Origin of the sequence: Alkalicoccobacillus porphyridii, assembly GCF_007293315.1 — a bacterium.
Classification (GTDB): Bacteria; Bacillota; Bacilli; order Bacillales; family Bacillaceae_D; genus Alkalicoccobacillus; species Alkalicoccobacillus porphyridii.
The window spans coordinates 189984-207020 of record NZ_VLXZ01000004.1; the positions used below are offsets into that span (position 1 = coordinate 189984).

Genomic DNA, 17037 nt, shown 5'->3' on the forward strand with positions numbered 1-17037 from the left:
ATTAGGATGTTTGTAGGACGTATCAATAAAGGAAACAGCGGTTATTTCTTTATCGCACCATTTTTTATTATATTTTTGTTGTTTGGGTTATATCCCATTCTTTACTCATTTTATTTAAGCTTTACGAATTGGGATGGGCTCAATCCACCAGAGTTTATTGGCTTTGCGAATTATATACGTGCTTTTATGGATCCACTTTTTCTTCAATCCTTATACAACACTTTTTTTATATGGACGATCTCCGTGGTACCACAATTAACGGTTAGCCTTGTTCTAGCCGTTATCTTAACGAAACGTTTTTTACGAGGGAAAGACTTCTTTCGAGCGATTTACTTCTTTCCTAATATCGTCACCGCCGCATCCCTGGGGCTACTTGTAAGCTTAATGTTCGACTGGCAAACAGGTAGTGTGAATCAAATGCTTATGTTCTTAGGGATTACGGATGGAGCTATTGACTGGAAAAATAATGCCCTTTTTATGCAGCTACTCGTATCTGCGATTCTTTTCTTTCAATATTTTGGTTATTCGATGCTTATTTATATTGCGGGTTTACAAGGCATTTCACCTGAATATGAAGAGGCGGCAACAGTAGATGGAGCTTCAAAGGTACAAATTTTCTTTAAGATTACCGTTCCATTATTAAAGCCAATCATTATCTTTCAAGTTATCACTTCTTTAATTGGTGGTGTGCAAATTTTTGACCAACCATTTATGTTAACAGAAGGGTCTGGGGCACCGGATCATGCAACGTTAACAAGTGTCATGTATCTATACCGAACAGCATTTGAGCAAGGAAGGTTTGGATATGGTGCAACCATTGCGTTCTGTCTATTCCTCATTATCGTGACCTTATCTGTAACATCTTATTTAATCAGCAGAAACCGAAGTAAAACAACGTAAAGGAGGCGTGGATATGGCTAGAGCAGATACAACAATCAACACAAAAGCACCACTAAACAAAGACAAGAAGTTATCACTTACAAATGTTGTGCTGTATATTTGTTTAATTACTCTTGCGTTTGTATGTTTGTTTCCGTTTTACCTAATGATCATGTATTCAACGCATACAAATGCGGATATCGCTTCACAATTTTTACTTTTACCAGGAACAAACTTGATTGAAAACTTCACCCGTATGATTGAGAATGTAAACATATTCAGAGGGTTTATGAACAGTCTTATCATTGCATGCGGATCCACGGCCTTAACGCTTTATTTCGGTGGAATGACTGCGTATGGTTTCTCAAAATTTAAATTTAGGTTTAATACGCCATTATTTCTCTTTATGCTTGCCACGATGATGATTCCCGCTCAGCTTGCGCTTATTGGGAGCTATCGTTGGTTAGGGATGCTTGGCTTATTAGATTCTCATGCAGCTATTATCTTGCCCGCAGCAGCGAATACCTTCGCCGTCTTTTTCATCAAACAATTTATTGATGGCAGTATTCCCGATGAAGTACTTGAATCGGCAAGAATAGATGGGGCCGGCGAGTTACGTATTTTTCATCGAATTATTTTACCGATGATTGTTCCCGCTCTAGCGGCTATTGGAATATTCACATTTATTGGTTCCTGGAACAACTTCATTAGCCCACTCGTGTTGTTATTCTCAGAAGAAAAGTATCCACTACCAGTTATGGTTGCAATGATACAAGGATACTATAATACGGATTATGGGTTGCTGTACCTTGGGGTAGCGTTATCTGTAGTGCCGATCATTATTGTATTCTCCATTCTTTCTAAGAGAATTATGGGAAGTGTAGCCATTGGGGCAGTGAAAGGGTAAAAGGGATGGATCAAGAATATTAAGCAATAGAATAGAGGCTGGACAGAAGTATTATAAGTAATAGAAAAGCTGAAGAATGTTGGAGTCTCTCCCCTCATTCTTCAGCTTTTTAATTGTATAAAAAAACAGTCTACTTTTTCAGATTCTACTGTTCTTCAGGGTAGAACGCGTCTACAAAACGTGGCTGAAGAAATTCAACTCTATCAAGATCTGAATTATAGTCAATGGTCATACCATCTAAATACCAAAAATCATCTTCTTCTACAAAAAAAGTAATACTCTCCGCATCAATTATATAAGCTTTATCTGTAGGGTTATCTCTCATGATCCCAACAGAAAACCCACCTGATCCGACTCCTCCAACTCTAACAAACAATCGAACGGACTCACCGAGTGTAAGTTCCATTTCTTTTTTATATAAATCTATAACAGATTGAGATAATGTCAGATACATAGCTACCTCCCTTACTTCCGTTTATTTTAACATATATCCAGCCTTTTTTAGCAAATAAGCAGGAGTTTGGCAATTCATGTCGAAAAAGAATTAGTGTTGGTAAGTACATATAGAATAGAAATGGTGGGACTTAAAAGATGAAAGCACTTAGCACAGAAGAAAAATATCTAGCGTTAGTTAAAAAGCAAAATCATTATAACCAAGCATTAGCCTTACTTGGATGGGATGCAAGAACAGGAGCCCCTAAAAAAGGAGCAGGGCAGCGTTCAGAAGTTATTGGCTCACTGTCATCAGAGGTATTTGCACTCTCTACTTCGGATGAAATGAAGGACTATCTTTCAGAGCTTGAACAAACTACCGATTCTTTATCAGACATTACGAGTAAAAGTGTAGCTGAGTCACGTAAGGACTATGACCGTAATACAACCATTCCTGCTGATGAATATAAGGATTATGTCACGTTGCAATCTCAAACGGAAACGTTGTGGGAGGAAGCAAAGGATAAGTCCGATTTTGAAATGTTTAGACCTAACCTTGAGAAGCTGATTGAATACAAAAAGAAGTTTATTGGCTATTACGGGAAAGAAACAGATCATCCGTACAATACGTTATTAGATGATTATGAGCCGGGTGTATTTGTTCAGACCATTGATGAAGTATTCTCTGAGCTTCGGGATCATTTAGTTCCCCTTGTGCAAGCAGTAACTGAAGCAAAGAAGCAGCCTAAAATGGATAACTTATTTAGTCATTTTCCAAAGGATAATCAACAGGCATTAAGTAAAGATATTTTAACAGAGATTGGCTTTGATTTTAATGCGGGTAGAATGGATGAAACAGTTCACCCATTTGCAGTTGGCATCAACCCTTATGATGTTAGGGTCACAACCAAATATAACGAGCAAGATTTTAGAGTTTCTCTTTTTGGTACCATTCACGAGGCAGGGCACGCACTTTATGAGCAAAATATTTCACCAGACCTGATGGGAACACCTTTATGCAGTGGAACCTCAATGGGAATTCATGAATCACAATCGTTATTTTGGGAGAAATTTGTCGGACAGAGCTACTCATTTTGGGAGCGAAACTATCCACTCTTAAAGAAGCATGCAAATGGACAATTTGATAACATGTCATTAGATGATTTCTATTTTGCCGTAAACCAGGCTAAACCTTCATTAATTCGTATCGAGGCAGATGAGCTGACGTATTGCCTGCATATCATACTTCGCTACGAATTAGAAAAAGCTTTAATTGAAGGAAGCTTAGCGGTGAAAGATCTTCCACACGTATGGAATGAGAAAATGAAAGAATATTTACAGGTGGAACCATCACATGATGGGGAAGGTGTTTTACAGGATGTTCATTGGTCGTTTGGTGCATTTGGATATTTTCCATCATACGCACTAGGATATATTTATGCTGCACAGCTTAATGAGGCATTCACTTCAACCAATCCAAAGATTGATTCACTTATTAAACAAGGGGATTATGCTCCAATTAGGAACTGGATGACCGAGAATGTGCATCAGTTCGGCAAAAGCAAAAAACCTTCTGAGATCTTGAAAGATACAACAGGGGAAGGCATTAATGCGAAACCACTTATTTCATATCTTCAGAAGAAATACACTTCTTTATATGAATTGTAAAAAAACGGGCTACGGCCCGTTTTTCAATTCTTTAAATCCGAGTTGACTAATATGAATAATGTGATTATAATAGATATAAATACATGGAAGGGGCGGTTTAGGATGACATCAGTTGTTTTGCTAAAAGGGGATAAGATCAGTCACACTAAGCACCCAATGTTTGTTACTCAATTAGAAGATTGGTTCCAAGAACAAGGTCATCAATTAACTGAAGTATTTATTGATCATTATAATAACGAGATTCATGATGCAGATATTATTATTTTGGCTATACCTGTTGAACAAATAGAGTATCAAGCCTTTAAACAATTCCTTCAATCCTTACCAAAGGATAGTTTCACCGGTAAGAAAGTATTCTCGTTTGTACTTGGTGGAACGGTTGCTCACGTTAGTATTATGGAACTTTATTTGCAGCCGTTGTTAACTAGGCTTGGAGTAAATGAGACAATTAAACCTATCTCGATCCAATCTAATCGTAAATCAAAACGAAAAAATCAAGTGGTTAATATAGAAAAAATGTACGAATTCTTTAAAATGCACATTCCGCAAGTTGTTTAATGAGCTAACTAAAAAAACAGAACAAACGTTAATAGCCTTATCACAGTATGAATTGTGGTAAGGCTATTTTACATGTAGCTGAATCCGTGCATTTCAACTTTGTTTATAATAGTCCCCTGTAAGAGGCTTCGGCTTCGCTCCCTGGATGGCAGGCACGCTTTCCTAGGGCGGGCGTTGAACTAAACTGGCTACGCCAGTGTTATTTCAACCCTGCCCGTAAATCCCTTAGGAGTCGACCTGCCATCCCGTCCGCTGTAAGAGTGGATATAACCTGTGATAAACATGCTGCTGAACGTTGTGATTTAACACGTATAAGACTGATGCTATTAGAAGCTAGTTATCTCACAGGCGATTACATGACCCATGCCTACATCATTCTCGTCCATTTTTTATTAATTTCTGAGGTGATTATTTATATTTGTTTTAGCCTAAAACAGGGATGATTTTTATTAGACCGCTGACAATCATTTCTACCGCGATGACTGTTACAATTAAACCCATTAATCGGGTAATGACTGCTAATTCGGTTTGATTTAGTTTGTCGTTGATCCAGCTGGAGTAATAAAAAATGAGATAGGTAACGAGTAGGATCGCTGTGTATGCAACTAAAATGCCAAGAGAGTGGCTTAGTTGATCTTCCTGCTTTGTGGATAGGCTCATGACAGTAGCGATCGTTCCTGGGCCTGCTAAGAGCGGGATGCCAAGGGGGGTAATGGATACGTCCTCTTTTTCAACAGCCACTTCATGCTCCTTCTCATGAAGTTGATGGCTATGAGTTGAGGTTCCGATAACTAGCTTGTATCCGATTCCAAATATAATTATTCCTCCGGCTATCCTAAGTGCGTCAACGGTAATGTTAAATGCCTTAAAAAGAATGCTTCCGGACACTAAAACAATCGTCAAAATAATAAAAGCGGTCAGGCAGGCTTTGAAGGCCATTTGCCGTCTTTCTTTTGAAGAATTTGATTTAGTTAACGCTAAAAATATAGGTACATTGCCTAACGGATTCATAATGGCAAAGATCGAAATGACCGCTTGTAAAGTAAAGGAAAACATAGTCTCAAGCTCCTTGTGATAGATGTCTATCTAAGATTGCCCAAGGGTAAGAAAAATAATTCATAAAAAAATGCTTAAAAAGGAGTAACATGGGGTATATATAGCGAGAGCTTTTTGGCTGAAGGATAAATTTAAATTGTGAGAGGTTGTGCCAGATTGATAACGTTTGAGGGAGTCACTAAGACATTTGCAGATGGAACTAAAGGAGTGGACAATCTTTCTTTAACCATTAATAGTGGTGAATTTTTTGTATTGATTGGACCAAGTGGCTGTGGAAAAACGACAACCATGAAAATGATTAATCGTCTTATTGATCCTACTGAAGGAATCATCAGGATTGATGATAACCATGTTCAAGATATGAACATACATAAGCTTCGTTGGAATATAGGGTATGTACTACAGCAAATTGCTCTATTTCCGAATATGACGATTGCTGAGAATATATCTATTGTGCCAGAAATGATGAAATGGTCTAAGCAAGATATTCGCTCGAGGGTAGATGAATTGCTGACCATGGTAGGATTAGAGCCTAAGACCTTTAGAGATCGTATGCCTACAGAGCTTTCTGGAGGACAGCAGCAACGAATTGGCGTTGCAAGAGCTCTAGCGGGTAATCCTAACATTATTCTAATGGACGAGCCCTTTAGCGCCTTGGATCCTATCAGTCGGGAGCAACTGCAAGAGGATATTCGAAAGCTACAAAAGGAAATCAAAAAAACGATTGTATTTGTAACACATGATATGGATGAGGCTCTACGTTTAGGTGAGCGAATTTGTATGATGCGTGAAGGAGCTGCCGTTCAAATTGGGACTCCAGAAGAACTCCTTAACAACCCTAAAGATGAATTCGTTAAACAGTTTATTGGTTCACGCGCTCCAAAGGATACACAGGCCTTAAGCGAACAAACAATAAAAGAATTTATTCAACATAATCATGACTATTTAAGTAGTTTTATTCAAACGGAAGACCCTTCTTTACAAATGACAGTAAATGAGGATGGCGCACTCGATGAACTATATTATCAAACGAAAAAATATCCTAACGAGGCTTCCGTGAGCGTTGATTCAACTGCAGCAGAAGTGTATTCACTTCTGCAAACATATGACTTGCCAGCATTGCCTGTGACTGACTCCGATAAGTTGGTGGGCGCCATTTCTTATAAAGACTTGGCAAGAATGGCTGCCAAAGGGAGTGTGATGAACTAATGTCCTTTTTACAAGACTTTTTCCAATTATTTATGCAACGTCAAGACATGCTTTGGACGTCTTTATGGGAGCATATTCAATTATCTATTATTTCATTGTTAATAGCCGTAATTATTGCTGTACCCGTTGGTATTCTCTTATCACGTAAGGGCCGCGCAGCAGAATTTGTGATTGGTATTGCTGCTGTCCTTCAAACGATTCCAAGTCTTGCACTACTAGGATTTATGATCTTATTTGTTGGGATTGGTACAACGCCCGCAATCATTGCGTTAACGGCCTATGCACTGCTTCCCATCCTGAGAAATACATACACGGGAATTAAAGAAGTGGATCCCGCCATTCGTGAGGCTGCAAGAGCAATGGGAATGAATTCATATAGGAGTCTCATAAAAGTAGAATTGCCAATTGCCCTACCTACTGTAATGGCCGGTATTCGTACATCTATGGTGCTGATTGTTGGTACTGCCACATTAGCCGCCTTAATTGGCGCGGGTGGTCTTGGAGATTTGATTATGACTGGTATTCAGCGCTCTAACAATGAATATATCCTTCTAGGTGCCATTCCAGCTGCATTATTGGCCCTTTCCTTTGATGGTATATTACGAGTGACAGAACGATTATCAAAACGAAATTCCTATAAACCAGTTATCGCAGTGATTGGACTTTCTCTAGCGCTAATTTTTGTGCCTATGCTCGCCATGAGAGGAACCATTGGTCCTGACTTAGTAGTAGGAGGCAAAATGGGGGCTGAACCAGAGATTGTTGGGAATATGTATAAGCATTTAATTGAAGATCGTACAGACTTAACAGTTCGGGTTCAAGGTAATTTAGGAGCGACTGATTTTGTATTTAATGCTTTACGTGTGGGAGATATTGATATGTACCCGGAATTCTCCGGTACCATTGTTGGAGAATTATTAGCTTTGGAGGATTTCAGCTATGATCCTGATGAAGCCTATGAGCAGGCAAAAGAAGGTATTTATGATGAGTATCAATTCCGCTTCTTAGAGCCGATGGCATACAACAATACATACGCCATTGCAGTTCCTAGAGCAGAAGCCGATGAGAATAATATTCAAACAATCTCTGATTTAGAAAATGTTGCTGAAGAATGGACGTTTGGCTTCTCATTTGAATTTATTGACCGTCAAGATGGATACGCAGGCTTTCCAGATCATTATGGTTTTGAACTTGCAGATGTTCGTTCACTTGATGTCACTGCAGGAATTCGTGCAATCGAAAGTGGAGAGGTCCAAGGAATTGATGTGTTTTCAACAGATCCACAGATTGTTGAAAATGATCTCGTGGTCCTAGAGGACGATCTAAGTCTATTTCCGCCGTATCAAGGAGCTCCTTTAATTCGCGCGCAAACACTAGATCAATACCCTGAGCTTGAAGATGTGCTTAATCTATTAGCAGGTGAAATTACGGAAGAAGAAATTCAAGAATTAAACTATCGTGTGGATATAGAGGACGAAAACCCATCAGACGTGGCTATGGATTATCTGGTGGAGAATGGTTTCATCGAAGAATCATGAGTGACTATTCCTTCTTTAGGGTATGATGTATTATAGAATTGAACTTCAAAGGAGCGATGATGATGCCAATCGAAAATCCTTCAAATCAAGCGATCCAGAATATCTTTCACACAAGCAAACGTGTAGCTGTTGTTGGATTGTCTGATGATCCTAACAGAACCTCCTATATGGTTTCAGAAGCAATGCAAAAGGCTGGATACGAAATCATCCCCGTGAATCCAATGGTTAGTGAGGTATTGGGAGAAAAAGCAGTCGCATCACTTACTGATATTGAAGGCGATGTTGATATTGTAAATGTATTTAGACGGAGCGAGTTTTTGCCAGATATCGCAAAAGACACAGTGGCCATCAAGGCGAACATATTTTGGGCGCAGCTTGGCGTTTCTAATCAAGAGGCTTACGATTACCTGAGAGAGCATAACATTACAACGGTTATGGATCGCTGTATTAAGGTAGAGCATGCCAAATTTAAATAATTAGAACCAAAAGGAGGTCAGTGAAATGCTGACTTCCTTTTTTCTGCAAGGGAAAGCGATTGATTTTTACTCGTTTTTCTGGTTAAATCTGTTGACAGGCCTAACAAATATACAAAGAAGCCTTGATATAACTGAAATAACCTTTAGAATAAATGTATATACCTAATTAAAGAAACGTATGTTCGTTTTATGCTACAATACGTGTAGCGATATTGAAAGGGGTTCAGACTTTGGCAAAATCACAGATAGAATATAACGATGATGCAATTCAGGTACTCGAGGGGTTAGAAGCCGTTCGCAAACGTCCTGGAATGTATATTGGTAGTACAGATGCACGCGGTTTGCATCATCTCATTTACGAGATTATGGATAATGCAGTGGATGAAGCAATGGCTGGATATGGCCAATACATAAAAGTAACACTACATTCTGATGGAAGTGTTTCCGTTCTAGATGAAGGACGAGGCATGCCGGTTGGAATGCATAAGATGGGGAAGCCGACACCCGAAGTTATTTTAACCGTTCTCCATGCAGGGGGTAAATTTGGACAAGGAGGCTACACAACGAGTGGCGGTTTACACGGCGTTGGTGCTTCTGTTGTTAATGCCTTATCTGAATGGCTGGTTGTTGACATAAGACGAGACGGGAAGCAGTACTCTCAACGCTTTGAAAATGGCGGGAAGCCAGTAACTACTTTAGAAACAAAGGGCAACACTCGCAAATCAGGAACGGTTGTTCGCTTTAAGCCAGATCCTTTAATATTTAGCACAACGACCTTTAATACCGAAACCTTATCTGAAAGACTTCGTGAAGCAGCGTTTTTATTAAAAGGACTTCACATTGAATTAGAGGATGAAAGAGGCTCAGAGGTGGTTAAGGAATCCTTTCTATTTGAAAATGGAATCGAGGCGTTTGTTCAGTATTTGAATGAAGGAAAAGAAGCCTTACATCCTGTCATTACGTTTAGCGGGGAACAAAATGAAATTGAAATCGAGATGTCGTTCCAATTTCATGATGCCTATACAGAGAATATCATTAGCTTTGTTAACCATGTGCGTACAAGAGATGGGGGAACCCATGAGCTTGGTGCGAAGTCAGCCATGACACGAAGCTTTAATGAGCATGCCAAAAAACTTAAATTACTGAAAGAAAAGGATAAAAATCTTGAAGGAGCAGATATTCGTGAGGGGTTTACAGCGATTATTTCTGTTCGCGTACCCGAAGCAAAGCTCCAATTTGAAGGTCAAACAAAAGGGAAGCTCGGTACACCTGAAGCACGTTCTGCCGTTGATGGCTTAGTCTCAGAGAAGCTTGCGTATTTCTTTGAGGAAAACCCAACTATCGGCACACAGTTAATCCGTAAAGCAATTAAAGCATCACAGGCCAGGGAGGCGGCACGTAAAGCACGAGAGGACTCCCGTAATGGCAAGCGAAAAAAACGTGATGTTTTGCTTAGTGGCAAGCTTACCCCAGCGCAGTCTAGAAACCCAAAACGGAATGAGCTTTACCTTGTTGAGGGTGATTCAGCAGGTGGATCAGCAAAACAAGGTCGTGACCGCAAGTTCCAAGCTGTACTGCCTCTAAGAGGAAAAGTTATCAATACAGAGAAAGCCAAACTAGACGATATTATGAAAAATGAGGAAATACGTACGATCATACACACAATTGGTGCTGGAGTTGGGGCTGATTTCACTATTGATGACGTGAATTATGATAAGGTCGTCATCATGACGGATGCGGATACAGATGGTGCACACATCCAAGTACTTCTGCTCACATTTTTCTATCGCTACATGAAAGAACTTTTCGATAAAGGAAAAATTTATATTGCGCTTCCACCTCTTTATAAGGTTAGCAAAGGCAGCGGCAAAAAAGAAGTGGTAGAATATGCCTGGGATGAGCGTGATTTAGAGAAAGCCACAAAAAAAATAGGCAGAGGATATGCCTTACAACGCTATAAAGGTCTAGGGGAGATGAACCCTGTTCAGCTTTGGGAAACAACCATGGATCCAGAAACACGAACGCTTATTCGAGTAACCCTTGATGATGCAGCCAGAGCCGAGAAACGTGTGACAACCTTAATGGGGGATAAAGTAGAGCCTCGTAGAAAGTGGATCGAATCTCATGTAGCCTTTGGACTTGAAGAAGAAACAAATATCCTTGAAAATGAAAATTTAGGCATAACGGAGGGTGAACAAAATGTCTAAGAGTGAACGCTACCTTGATCTTCCGTTAGAAGAAGTAATTGGAGACCGTTTTGGACGGTACAGTAAATATATTATTCAGGAACGTGCTTTACCAGATGCAAGAGATGGATTAAAGCCCGTTCAGCGCCGTATTTTATATGCGATGCATAAAGAAGGCAACACAGCTGATAAAGCCTACCGAAAATCAGCCAAAACGGTTGGTAATGTTATTGGTAATTACCATCCACATGGTGATTCCTCTGTGTATGAAGCCATGCTTAGAATGAGTCAAACATGGAAGGTTCGCCAGCTTTTAGTAGACATGCATGGTAATAATGGTTCCATTGATGCTGATCCACCTGCGGCCATGAGGTACACCGAAGCTAGACTGTCTTCCATTAGTTCAGAGCTATTGCGTGATTTGGAAAAGGAAACCGTAGAATTCATTGAGAACTTTGATGATACCGAGAAGGAGCCAGTCGTTTTACCGGCAGCTTTTCCTAATCTTTTAGTTAACGGCTCTACAGGAATATCCGCAGGCTACGCTACTGACATTCCCCCGCATAATTTAGCCGAAATCATTGATGGTGTCATTATGCAAATGGAGAAACCAGATACCACATTAGACGAGTTGCTGCAGGTTATCCAAGGTCCTGATTTTCCAACTGGTGGTATTGTGCAAGGACTAGATGGAATTAGACAAGCCTATGAGACAGGTAAGGGTAAAGTAGTGGTCCGAGCGAAAACAGAGCTTGAGGATATGCGTGGTGGTCGTCAACAAATCGTCATCACAGAAATTCCTTATGAAGTTGTAAAGTCTAATTTAGTGAAAAAAATGGATGAGATTCGTTTTGATAAGAAGGTTGATGGAATTACTGAAGTGCGAGATGACACCGACCGAACGGGTCTAAGAATTGTTGTGGAATTAAAAAAGGACGCTGACCCCGATGCCATCCTTCACTACCTTTTCAAAAATACCGATCTTCAAACAACCTTCCACTTTAACATGGTTGCGATCTATCACAAGGCACCGCGCCTTATGGGGTTAAGAGAGCTTAACGATGCCTATATTGATCATCAAAAGTCTGTCGTCAAAAAACGGACTGAATTTGATTTGCGTAAGGCTTTGGCCAGAGAGCACATTGTTGAGGGGTTAATTAAAGCCGTTTCCATTCTTGATGAAGTGATTAGAGTGATCCGTGCTTCTCAGGATAAAAAAGATGCAAAAAATAACTTAATCTCATCTTTTGAATTTACTGAGGAACAGTCAGAAGCGATTGTGAATCTCCAGTTATATCGACTAACTAACACCGATGTGACCACTCTTCAAGAGGAAGCAGCTGAGCTTGAGAAGCAAATTAAAGAGCTTCAAGGAATTTTAGCTAGTGAAAAGAAGCTTATCCAAGTTATTAAAAAGAATCTATTGCGCATCAAAAAAGCGTTCGCTGAAGAGCGTCGTACAGCTATTACAGCGCAAATTGAAGAGCTTAAAATTAATATGGACGTATTGATTGCAGCTGAGGATGTGCGAGTGACTGTAACTGAATCCGGCTATGTTAAACGAACAAGTCTTCGTTCCTTCTCTGCATCTAGTAAAGAACCAACTGGCATGAAGGAAGGTGACCGAGTTCTTTATAACGAAGAGCTGAATACGACTGACACGTTACTTCTCTTTACAAAACAAGGGAACTACTTATTTATGCCAGTTCACCAGCTTCCTGATATACGCTGGAAGGATAATGGCCAGCATGTGGCTAATCTTGTTAGCCTCGATGGCGATGATGAGTTTCTGTGTGCCATGGGCGTAAGGGAATTTAGCGAAGAGGATTCATTATTATTCCTTACAAAGGCTGGAATGGTGAAACGGTCTCAACTTTCACTTTATCAGGCAGCTAGACATTCTAAAGCATTGGTTGCACTTAAGGTTAAAGACCAGGATGAATTAATTGCTGTTATGCGCACAAAAGGAACAAGTGAGATTTTTCTTGCGACACGAAATGGCTACGGATTATGGTTTGGTGAAGAAGAAGTCGGTCTTGTTGGGCAACGAGCAGCAGGTGTTAAAGCAATCAATTTAAAAGAAGATGATGTCGTGATAGGAGCAGAAACCTTCTCCCTTGATGAGAAGGTTGAGTTTATCCTTGCCACACAAAGAGGCTCTGTAAAGAAAATGTCGATATCAGAGTTTGAAAAAGGCTCACGAGCGAAACGTGGCTTGGTGATGCTTAGAGAATTAAAAAGCCAGCCACATCGTTTAGTAGGCTGTAAACGAATCTTGAGAGATACCGATACATTTACTTTACACACAGAAAAAGGGACAGAAGAAACAATTTCAGCTAAATCCTATCGACCAAGTGATCGTTACAGTAATGGATCCTACGCTGTAGATACACAAAAAGAAGGAGCTTTAATTGATATTCGACGAGACCCCCAAACGGAAGAAGATGATAAGGAGTAAGCCATTGTGGCTTACTCCTTTTTTTGTTAGCGAATGAGAAGGGAAGAGGTAGGTTTATATCCAATGCAGAGGGGAATAAAAGAAGATAAAAGGAGGGCATCATTATGCCATTAACTGAAAAACAAGTTCAACAATTAAAAAACGACTTACTGGAGATAAAAAAAGAACTCGAAGGTGCTAATGACAGCTTCTCAACTGATTATAGTGAATCAACAGGTGAGATTTCGAATGGTGTTGATAATCATATGGCTGATCAGGCAGCACAATATGAGGATCGTATGAAAGAACAGACATTCCGCCAGGCTGATCAAGAGAAGCTACAAGAGGTGGAGGAGGCATTAGATAGAATTGAAGAAGGTACGTATGGTACATGTATCGACACTGGAGAGGACATTCCGTTTGAGCGCTTAGAAATCGTCCCTTATGCGAAACGAACAATTGCTGCTCAAGAAAAAGCAGATGAAGCGACAAATGACAATGACCAAGACTACGATCAGCAATTCGCTGAGACTATGGAGCGAATCACTGACAAAGATACCTTAAAAGAAGATACTTTAACAACCAGAAAGCTAGATAAGGAACAGGATGCATATAAATAAATATTACGTAAAAAGGAGCTCTCCCCATCGGGAAAGCTCCTTTTTATTATGGTTGTTTCCACCCATCACGGATAAAGCGACCAACAGAGGCTGACAAACCAATATCATGACAGATCATGAGCAGAACAAGAACAAGCGGCCCAACAAGGATCCCGACTGCTCCCATAAGCTGAAGGCCAGCAAACATTGAGATTAAGACGGCCACTGGATTAAGGTTTAAGCTACTCGAAAGAACTTTTGGCTCAATCATCTGACGAATCACCACGATAATGGCATATAGAATAAGAATCCCAAAAGCTAATGAAAAATCGCCGCTAAATAGTAAATAGATGCCCCATGGAATTAATATTGTACCCGTTCCAAGGTATGGAAGCAGCTCCGCTAACCCTACAATAATGGCTATCGTAAACGCACCGTCTACTCGGATAATAAGCAAGCCAATATAAACAATCACAGCCGTGATGAACATTAAAATAATTTGCGCGCGGATAAATCCAACTAAGCGAATTCGAACGCCCTGGATAAATGCTTGGATTTTGTTACGGATACTAAACGGGATTACTTTTCGAAATGCGGCTTGATAACTGTGCCAGCTTTTACCCATAAAGTAAATACTGATGACTCCAAATAGGAAAGCAACAAGAAAGCCCGGCAAGCCAAAAATAAATCCTGTTGTCCAATCAAGTAAGGATTGGCCCGTTTGACTAATTAAATTGCCTAACTGATTTCCAAGCTGAGAGATGCTTTGTCTGAGGGCATCCTGCTGAGTCTCGTCAAGACTATTAAAAAGACCAAGTCCTTGCTGCCAGAAAGGAAGCACTGTTTCATTAAAGAAACTCTGCATCCTTACAGAACCCATATCAATCCAAGTAGGTAGCTGCTCTATAAAACGCCGCACACTAAAATAAATTAAAAACCCAATGCCGGTTAGTAGGGAGGAGAGAACAATGATACCTACAAGTAATCCAAAAAAACTCGCAAAGCCGGAATTAAGACGTAATTTATTTTTGAGCAGCCTCATAAAGGGTTGCATCATCCAAGCAAATAATGCGGCAATCCAAAAAGGATACGTAATGGCGAAGAGTTTAATAAACAACCAGCTGGCTGCAAGTAATACAATCGTAAACAGAACTGCACGTAACGCCATGAAAGCATGTGCTTGGGACATAGGTATATTCCTTTCTCATTGACCATCGTGTAAACATAATTAACTACATACTGTTTTTCTTATTTTAATTCCCTCAAAATTCAGTGTCAAACGTACCGTGAATTTAAATTAATATTCACTAGCTTATCCCTTAGTGTTAGGCACTTACTATTAAAAAAAAACCCCTAGAAAATGAATCTCCAGGGGGGGTGGCTTTATTCTCCGTATTCTGCTTCAAGTCGTTCACGTTCGGCGTTAAATGGCAGGATAAGTATCTCTACACGTCGATTTTTCTGTCTGCCATCTTCTGTTTCATTTGTATCAACTGGTTTATACTCACCATGGCCAGCTACAATAAATTGGTTTGGTTTAAGTTGTTCATTTTCTAGAAAGTCATTTAAAACATTTTCTGCCCGAGCGATACTCAATGTCCAATTCGATTGAAATTGAGGTGTATTAATCGGTCGATCATCTGTATGACCTGAAATCTGTATGTAGCGCGGGGGATCCGTTGCAAGCATAGCTGAAATTTCGTGTACAAGATTTTGGGCAGTTGGTTTTAATTGATCACTTCCTGAATCAAATAGAATGTTGTCGTTAATCGTGATCAGTAATCCATCCATCCCAATTTCAGTCGATAATCGATCGCTTAATCCTTGTTCCTCAATGTAGCGATTAAGTTCTCGTTGTAGCTCCCAAAGGTCTTCAGAAGGCCCATCCATGCCAGCACCATCTAAATCATAGCGCTGCTCATCCTCATTCTCATCATCTTCCTGCTCCGGTACGGCAGCAGCTTCAGGAGGAGAGGTACCTTCACCTTCCAATGAGTCTGAGTATTCAAGTATACTCGTCCCACCAAGTGCATCGTTTAGTGCAGATTTTAAAGATTCATAACGCGCATTGTCTACTTGCCCCATCGCGAATAGGATAATGAAGAGGGCCAGTAATAATGTAAGCATATCAGCATATGGTAGCAACCAGCTTTCATCTACGTGATCATCGTGAACTTTTTTTCGTCTAGCTGACATTTTCCTGATCAGCTCCTTCGATAAATGAAAGCTGTTCCTTTTCACCCATGTAAACAGTTAGATATTCTTCAATTGCGCGAGGGGAGCTTCCGTTTAGGATAGCAATCGTTCCCTCGACAATCATGTGGTTATGTAGGATCTCTGCACGTGATTTACGTTTTAATTTGTTAGCAAACGGGTGCCATAACACATAACCACAGAAGATCCCAAATAAAGTAGCAACAAAGGCAGCCGCAATAGAATGACCAAGCGCTTCTGTATCATCAAGATTTCCAAGTGCAGCGATAAGTCCTAGAACCGCTCCCAATACCCCCAAGCTCGGTGCATACGTACCAGCTTGACTGAAAATCGAAGCACCTGCCGTATGACGATCCTGCATAGCGTCAATCCGCTCATTTAAAGTATGACGTATAAATTCAGGCTCCTGGCCATCAATCATCATACGAACCGCTTGTTTAAAGAAAGGGTCCTCAATTTCATCTACTTTAGCCTCTAAAGCTAACATTCCTTCTCGGCGTGAGATGGTTGCATATTCTACAAACTGTTTAACTAAGTCTTCCTGAGTTACCTGCTTTTTTTCAGTAAATAATACTTTAAATAAGCTTGGAATCCGTTTTACTTCAGAGGAAGGGAAGGCTATGAGTATTGCTGCAGCCGTTCCTGCGAAAATAATAAGCAATGCCGCGGGATTAAAAAGAACGATCAGGCTAGTTCCTTTAAAAATCATACCAACCACAACTGCAATGACTCCCAATATAATCCCGATATACGACGTTTTATCCATATCTAATAATTCTCCTTCAACAATCAAAATAATAAATATAGTATACTATACTTAAGTCCTAGTTAGTAAGAATGGGTTCATCTATTCTAAAATACTTGTTAAGACTTAGGTA

15 protein-coding genes are annotated in these 17037 nt (G+C 40.0%); 10 read left to right on the top strand and 5 right to left on the bottom strand.

What is annotated here, in order from left to right:
• The first annotated feature begins 6 nt into the window (after positions 1-6).
• Both FN960_RS08355 and FN960_RS08360 read left to right on the top strand, forming a co-directional pair.
• Positions 7-900 carry a carbohydrate ABC transporter permease gene (locus FN960_RS08355; protein ID WP_143848249.1) on the top strand — a complete coding sequence of 298 codons (894 nt, stop codon included), beginning with the start codon at positions 7-9 and terminating at the stop codon, positions 898-900.
• 13 nt (positions 901-913) lie between these two features.
• Entirely contained in the window at positions 914-1786 is an 873-nt protein-coding gene (locus FN960_RS08360) for a carbohydrate ABC transporter permease (RefSeq protein ID WP_143848250.1), read from the top strand.
• A 145-nt stretch (positions 1787-1931) separates the two neighbouring features.
• Here the strand turns inward: FN960_RS08360 and FN960_RS08365 are convergent, their stop codons facing one another.
• Positions 1932-2240: an iron-sulfur cluster biosynthesis family protein gene (locus tag FN960_RS08365; protein WP_143848251.1), complete on the bottom strand. Its 309-nt coding sequence runs from the start codon at positions 2238-2240 to the stop codon at positions 1932-1934.
• Positions 2241-2377: 137 nt separating this feature from the next.
• Here FN960_RS08365 and FN960_RS08370 point away from each other — a divergent pair, with 137 nt between their 5' ends.
• Entirely contained in the window at positions 2378-3886 is a 1509-nt protein-coding gene (locus FN960_RS08370) for a carboxypeptidase M32 (protein WP_143848252.1), read from the top strand.
• Between the two features lie 102 nt (positions 3887-3988).
• Positions 3989-4444 carry an NADPH-dependent FMN reductase family protein gene (locus tag FN960_RS08375; protein WP_143848253.1) on the top strand — a complete coding sequence of 152 codons (456 nt, stop codon included), beginning with the start codon at positions 3989-3991 and terminating at the stop codon, positions 4442-4444.
• Positions 4445-4867: 423 nt separating this feature from the next.
• On the opposite strand, the gene FN960_RS08380 is transcribed toward FN960_RS08375, so the two are convergent.
• Positions 4868-5500, bottom strand: coding sequence for a MarC family protein (locus FN960_RS08380; RefSeq protein WP_143848254.1), 633 nt, complete (start codon positions 5498-5500; stop codon positions 4868-4870).
• 156 nt (positions 5501-5656) lie between these two features.
• On the opposite strand from FN960_RS08380, the gene FN960_RS08385 reads away from it, so the two are divergent.
• From FN960_RS08385 to FN960_RS08410, 6 genes are all read left to right on the top strand, one after another.
• On the top strand, positions 5657-6709 hold the full coding sequence (locus FN960_RS08385) for an ABC transporter ATP-binding protein (protein WP_143848255.1): 1053 nt from the start codon (positions 5657-5659) through the stop codon (positions 6707-6709).
• Positions 6709-8247, top strand: a complete 1539-nt coding sequence (locus FN960_RS08390; protein ID WP_143848256.1) for an ABC transporter permease/substrate-binding protein — start codon at positions 6709-6711, stop codon at positions 8245-8247. Before FN960_RS08385 ends, FN960_RS08390 begins: the two co-directional genes overlap by 1 nt.
• Before the next feature lie 62 nt (positions 8248-8309).
• Positions 8310-8723 carry a CoA-binding protein gene (locus FN960_RS08395; RefSeq protein ID WP_143848257.1) on the top strand — a complete coding sequence of 138 codons (414 nt, stop codon included), beginning with the start codon at positions 8310-8312 and terminating at the stop codon, positions 8721-8723.
• Between the two features lie 230 nt (positions 8724-8953).
• Entirely contained in the window at positions 8954-10930 is a 1977-nt protein-coding gene (gene parE / locus FN960_RS08400) for a DNA topoisomerase IV subunit B (protein WP_143848258.1), read from the top strand.
• Positions 10923-13367: a DNA topoisomerase IV subunit A gene (parC, locus tag FN960_RS08405; protein WP_143848259.1), complete on the top strand. Its 2445-nt coding sequence runs from the start codon at positions 10923-10925 to the stop codon at positions 13365-13367. The genes parE and parC overlap by 8 nt, the downstream gene beginning before the upstream one ends.
• Before the next feature lie 104 nt (positions 13368-13471).
• Positions 13472-13966: a TraR/DksA family transcriptional regulator gene (locus FN960_RS08410; RefSeq protein WP_143848260.1), complete on the top strand. Its 495-nt coding sequence runs from the start codon at positions 13472-13474 to the stop codon at positions 13964-13966.
• 46 nt (positions 13967-14012) lie between these two features.
• Here the strand turns inward: FN960_RS08410 and ytvI are convergent, their stop codons facing one another.
• The 3 genes from ytvI to motA all read right to left on the bottom strand — a co-directional run bounded on the left by ytvI (position 14013) and on the right by motA (position 16925).
• On the bottom strand, positions 14013-15134 hold the full coding sequence (ytvI, locus tag FN960_RS08415) for a sporulation integral membrane protein YtvI (RefSeq protein ID WP_143848261.1): 1122 nt from the start codon (positions 15132-15134) through the stop codon (positions 14013-14015).
• Positions 15135-15328: 194 nt separating this feature from the next.
• A complete protein-coding gene (locus tag FN960_RS08420) occupies positions 15329-16141 on the bottom strand; it encodes an OmpA family protein (RefSeq protein ID WP_143848262.1) in 813 nt (270 codons plus the stop codon).
• Positions 16131-16925, bottom strand: a complete 795-nt coding sequence (gene motA, locus FN960_RS08425) for a flagellar motor stator protein MotA (protein ID WP_143848263.1) — start codon at positions 16923-16925, stop codon at positions 16131-16133. Before motA ends, FN960_RS08420 begins: the two co-directional genes overlap by 11 nt.
• Positions 16926-17037: the final 112 nt, after the last annotated feature.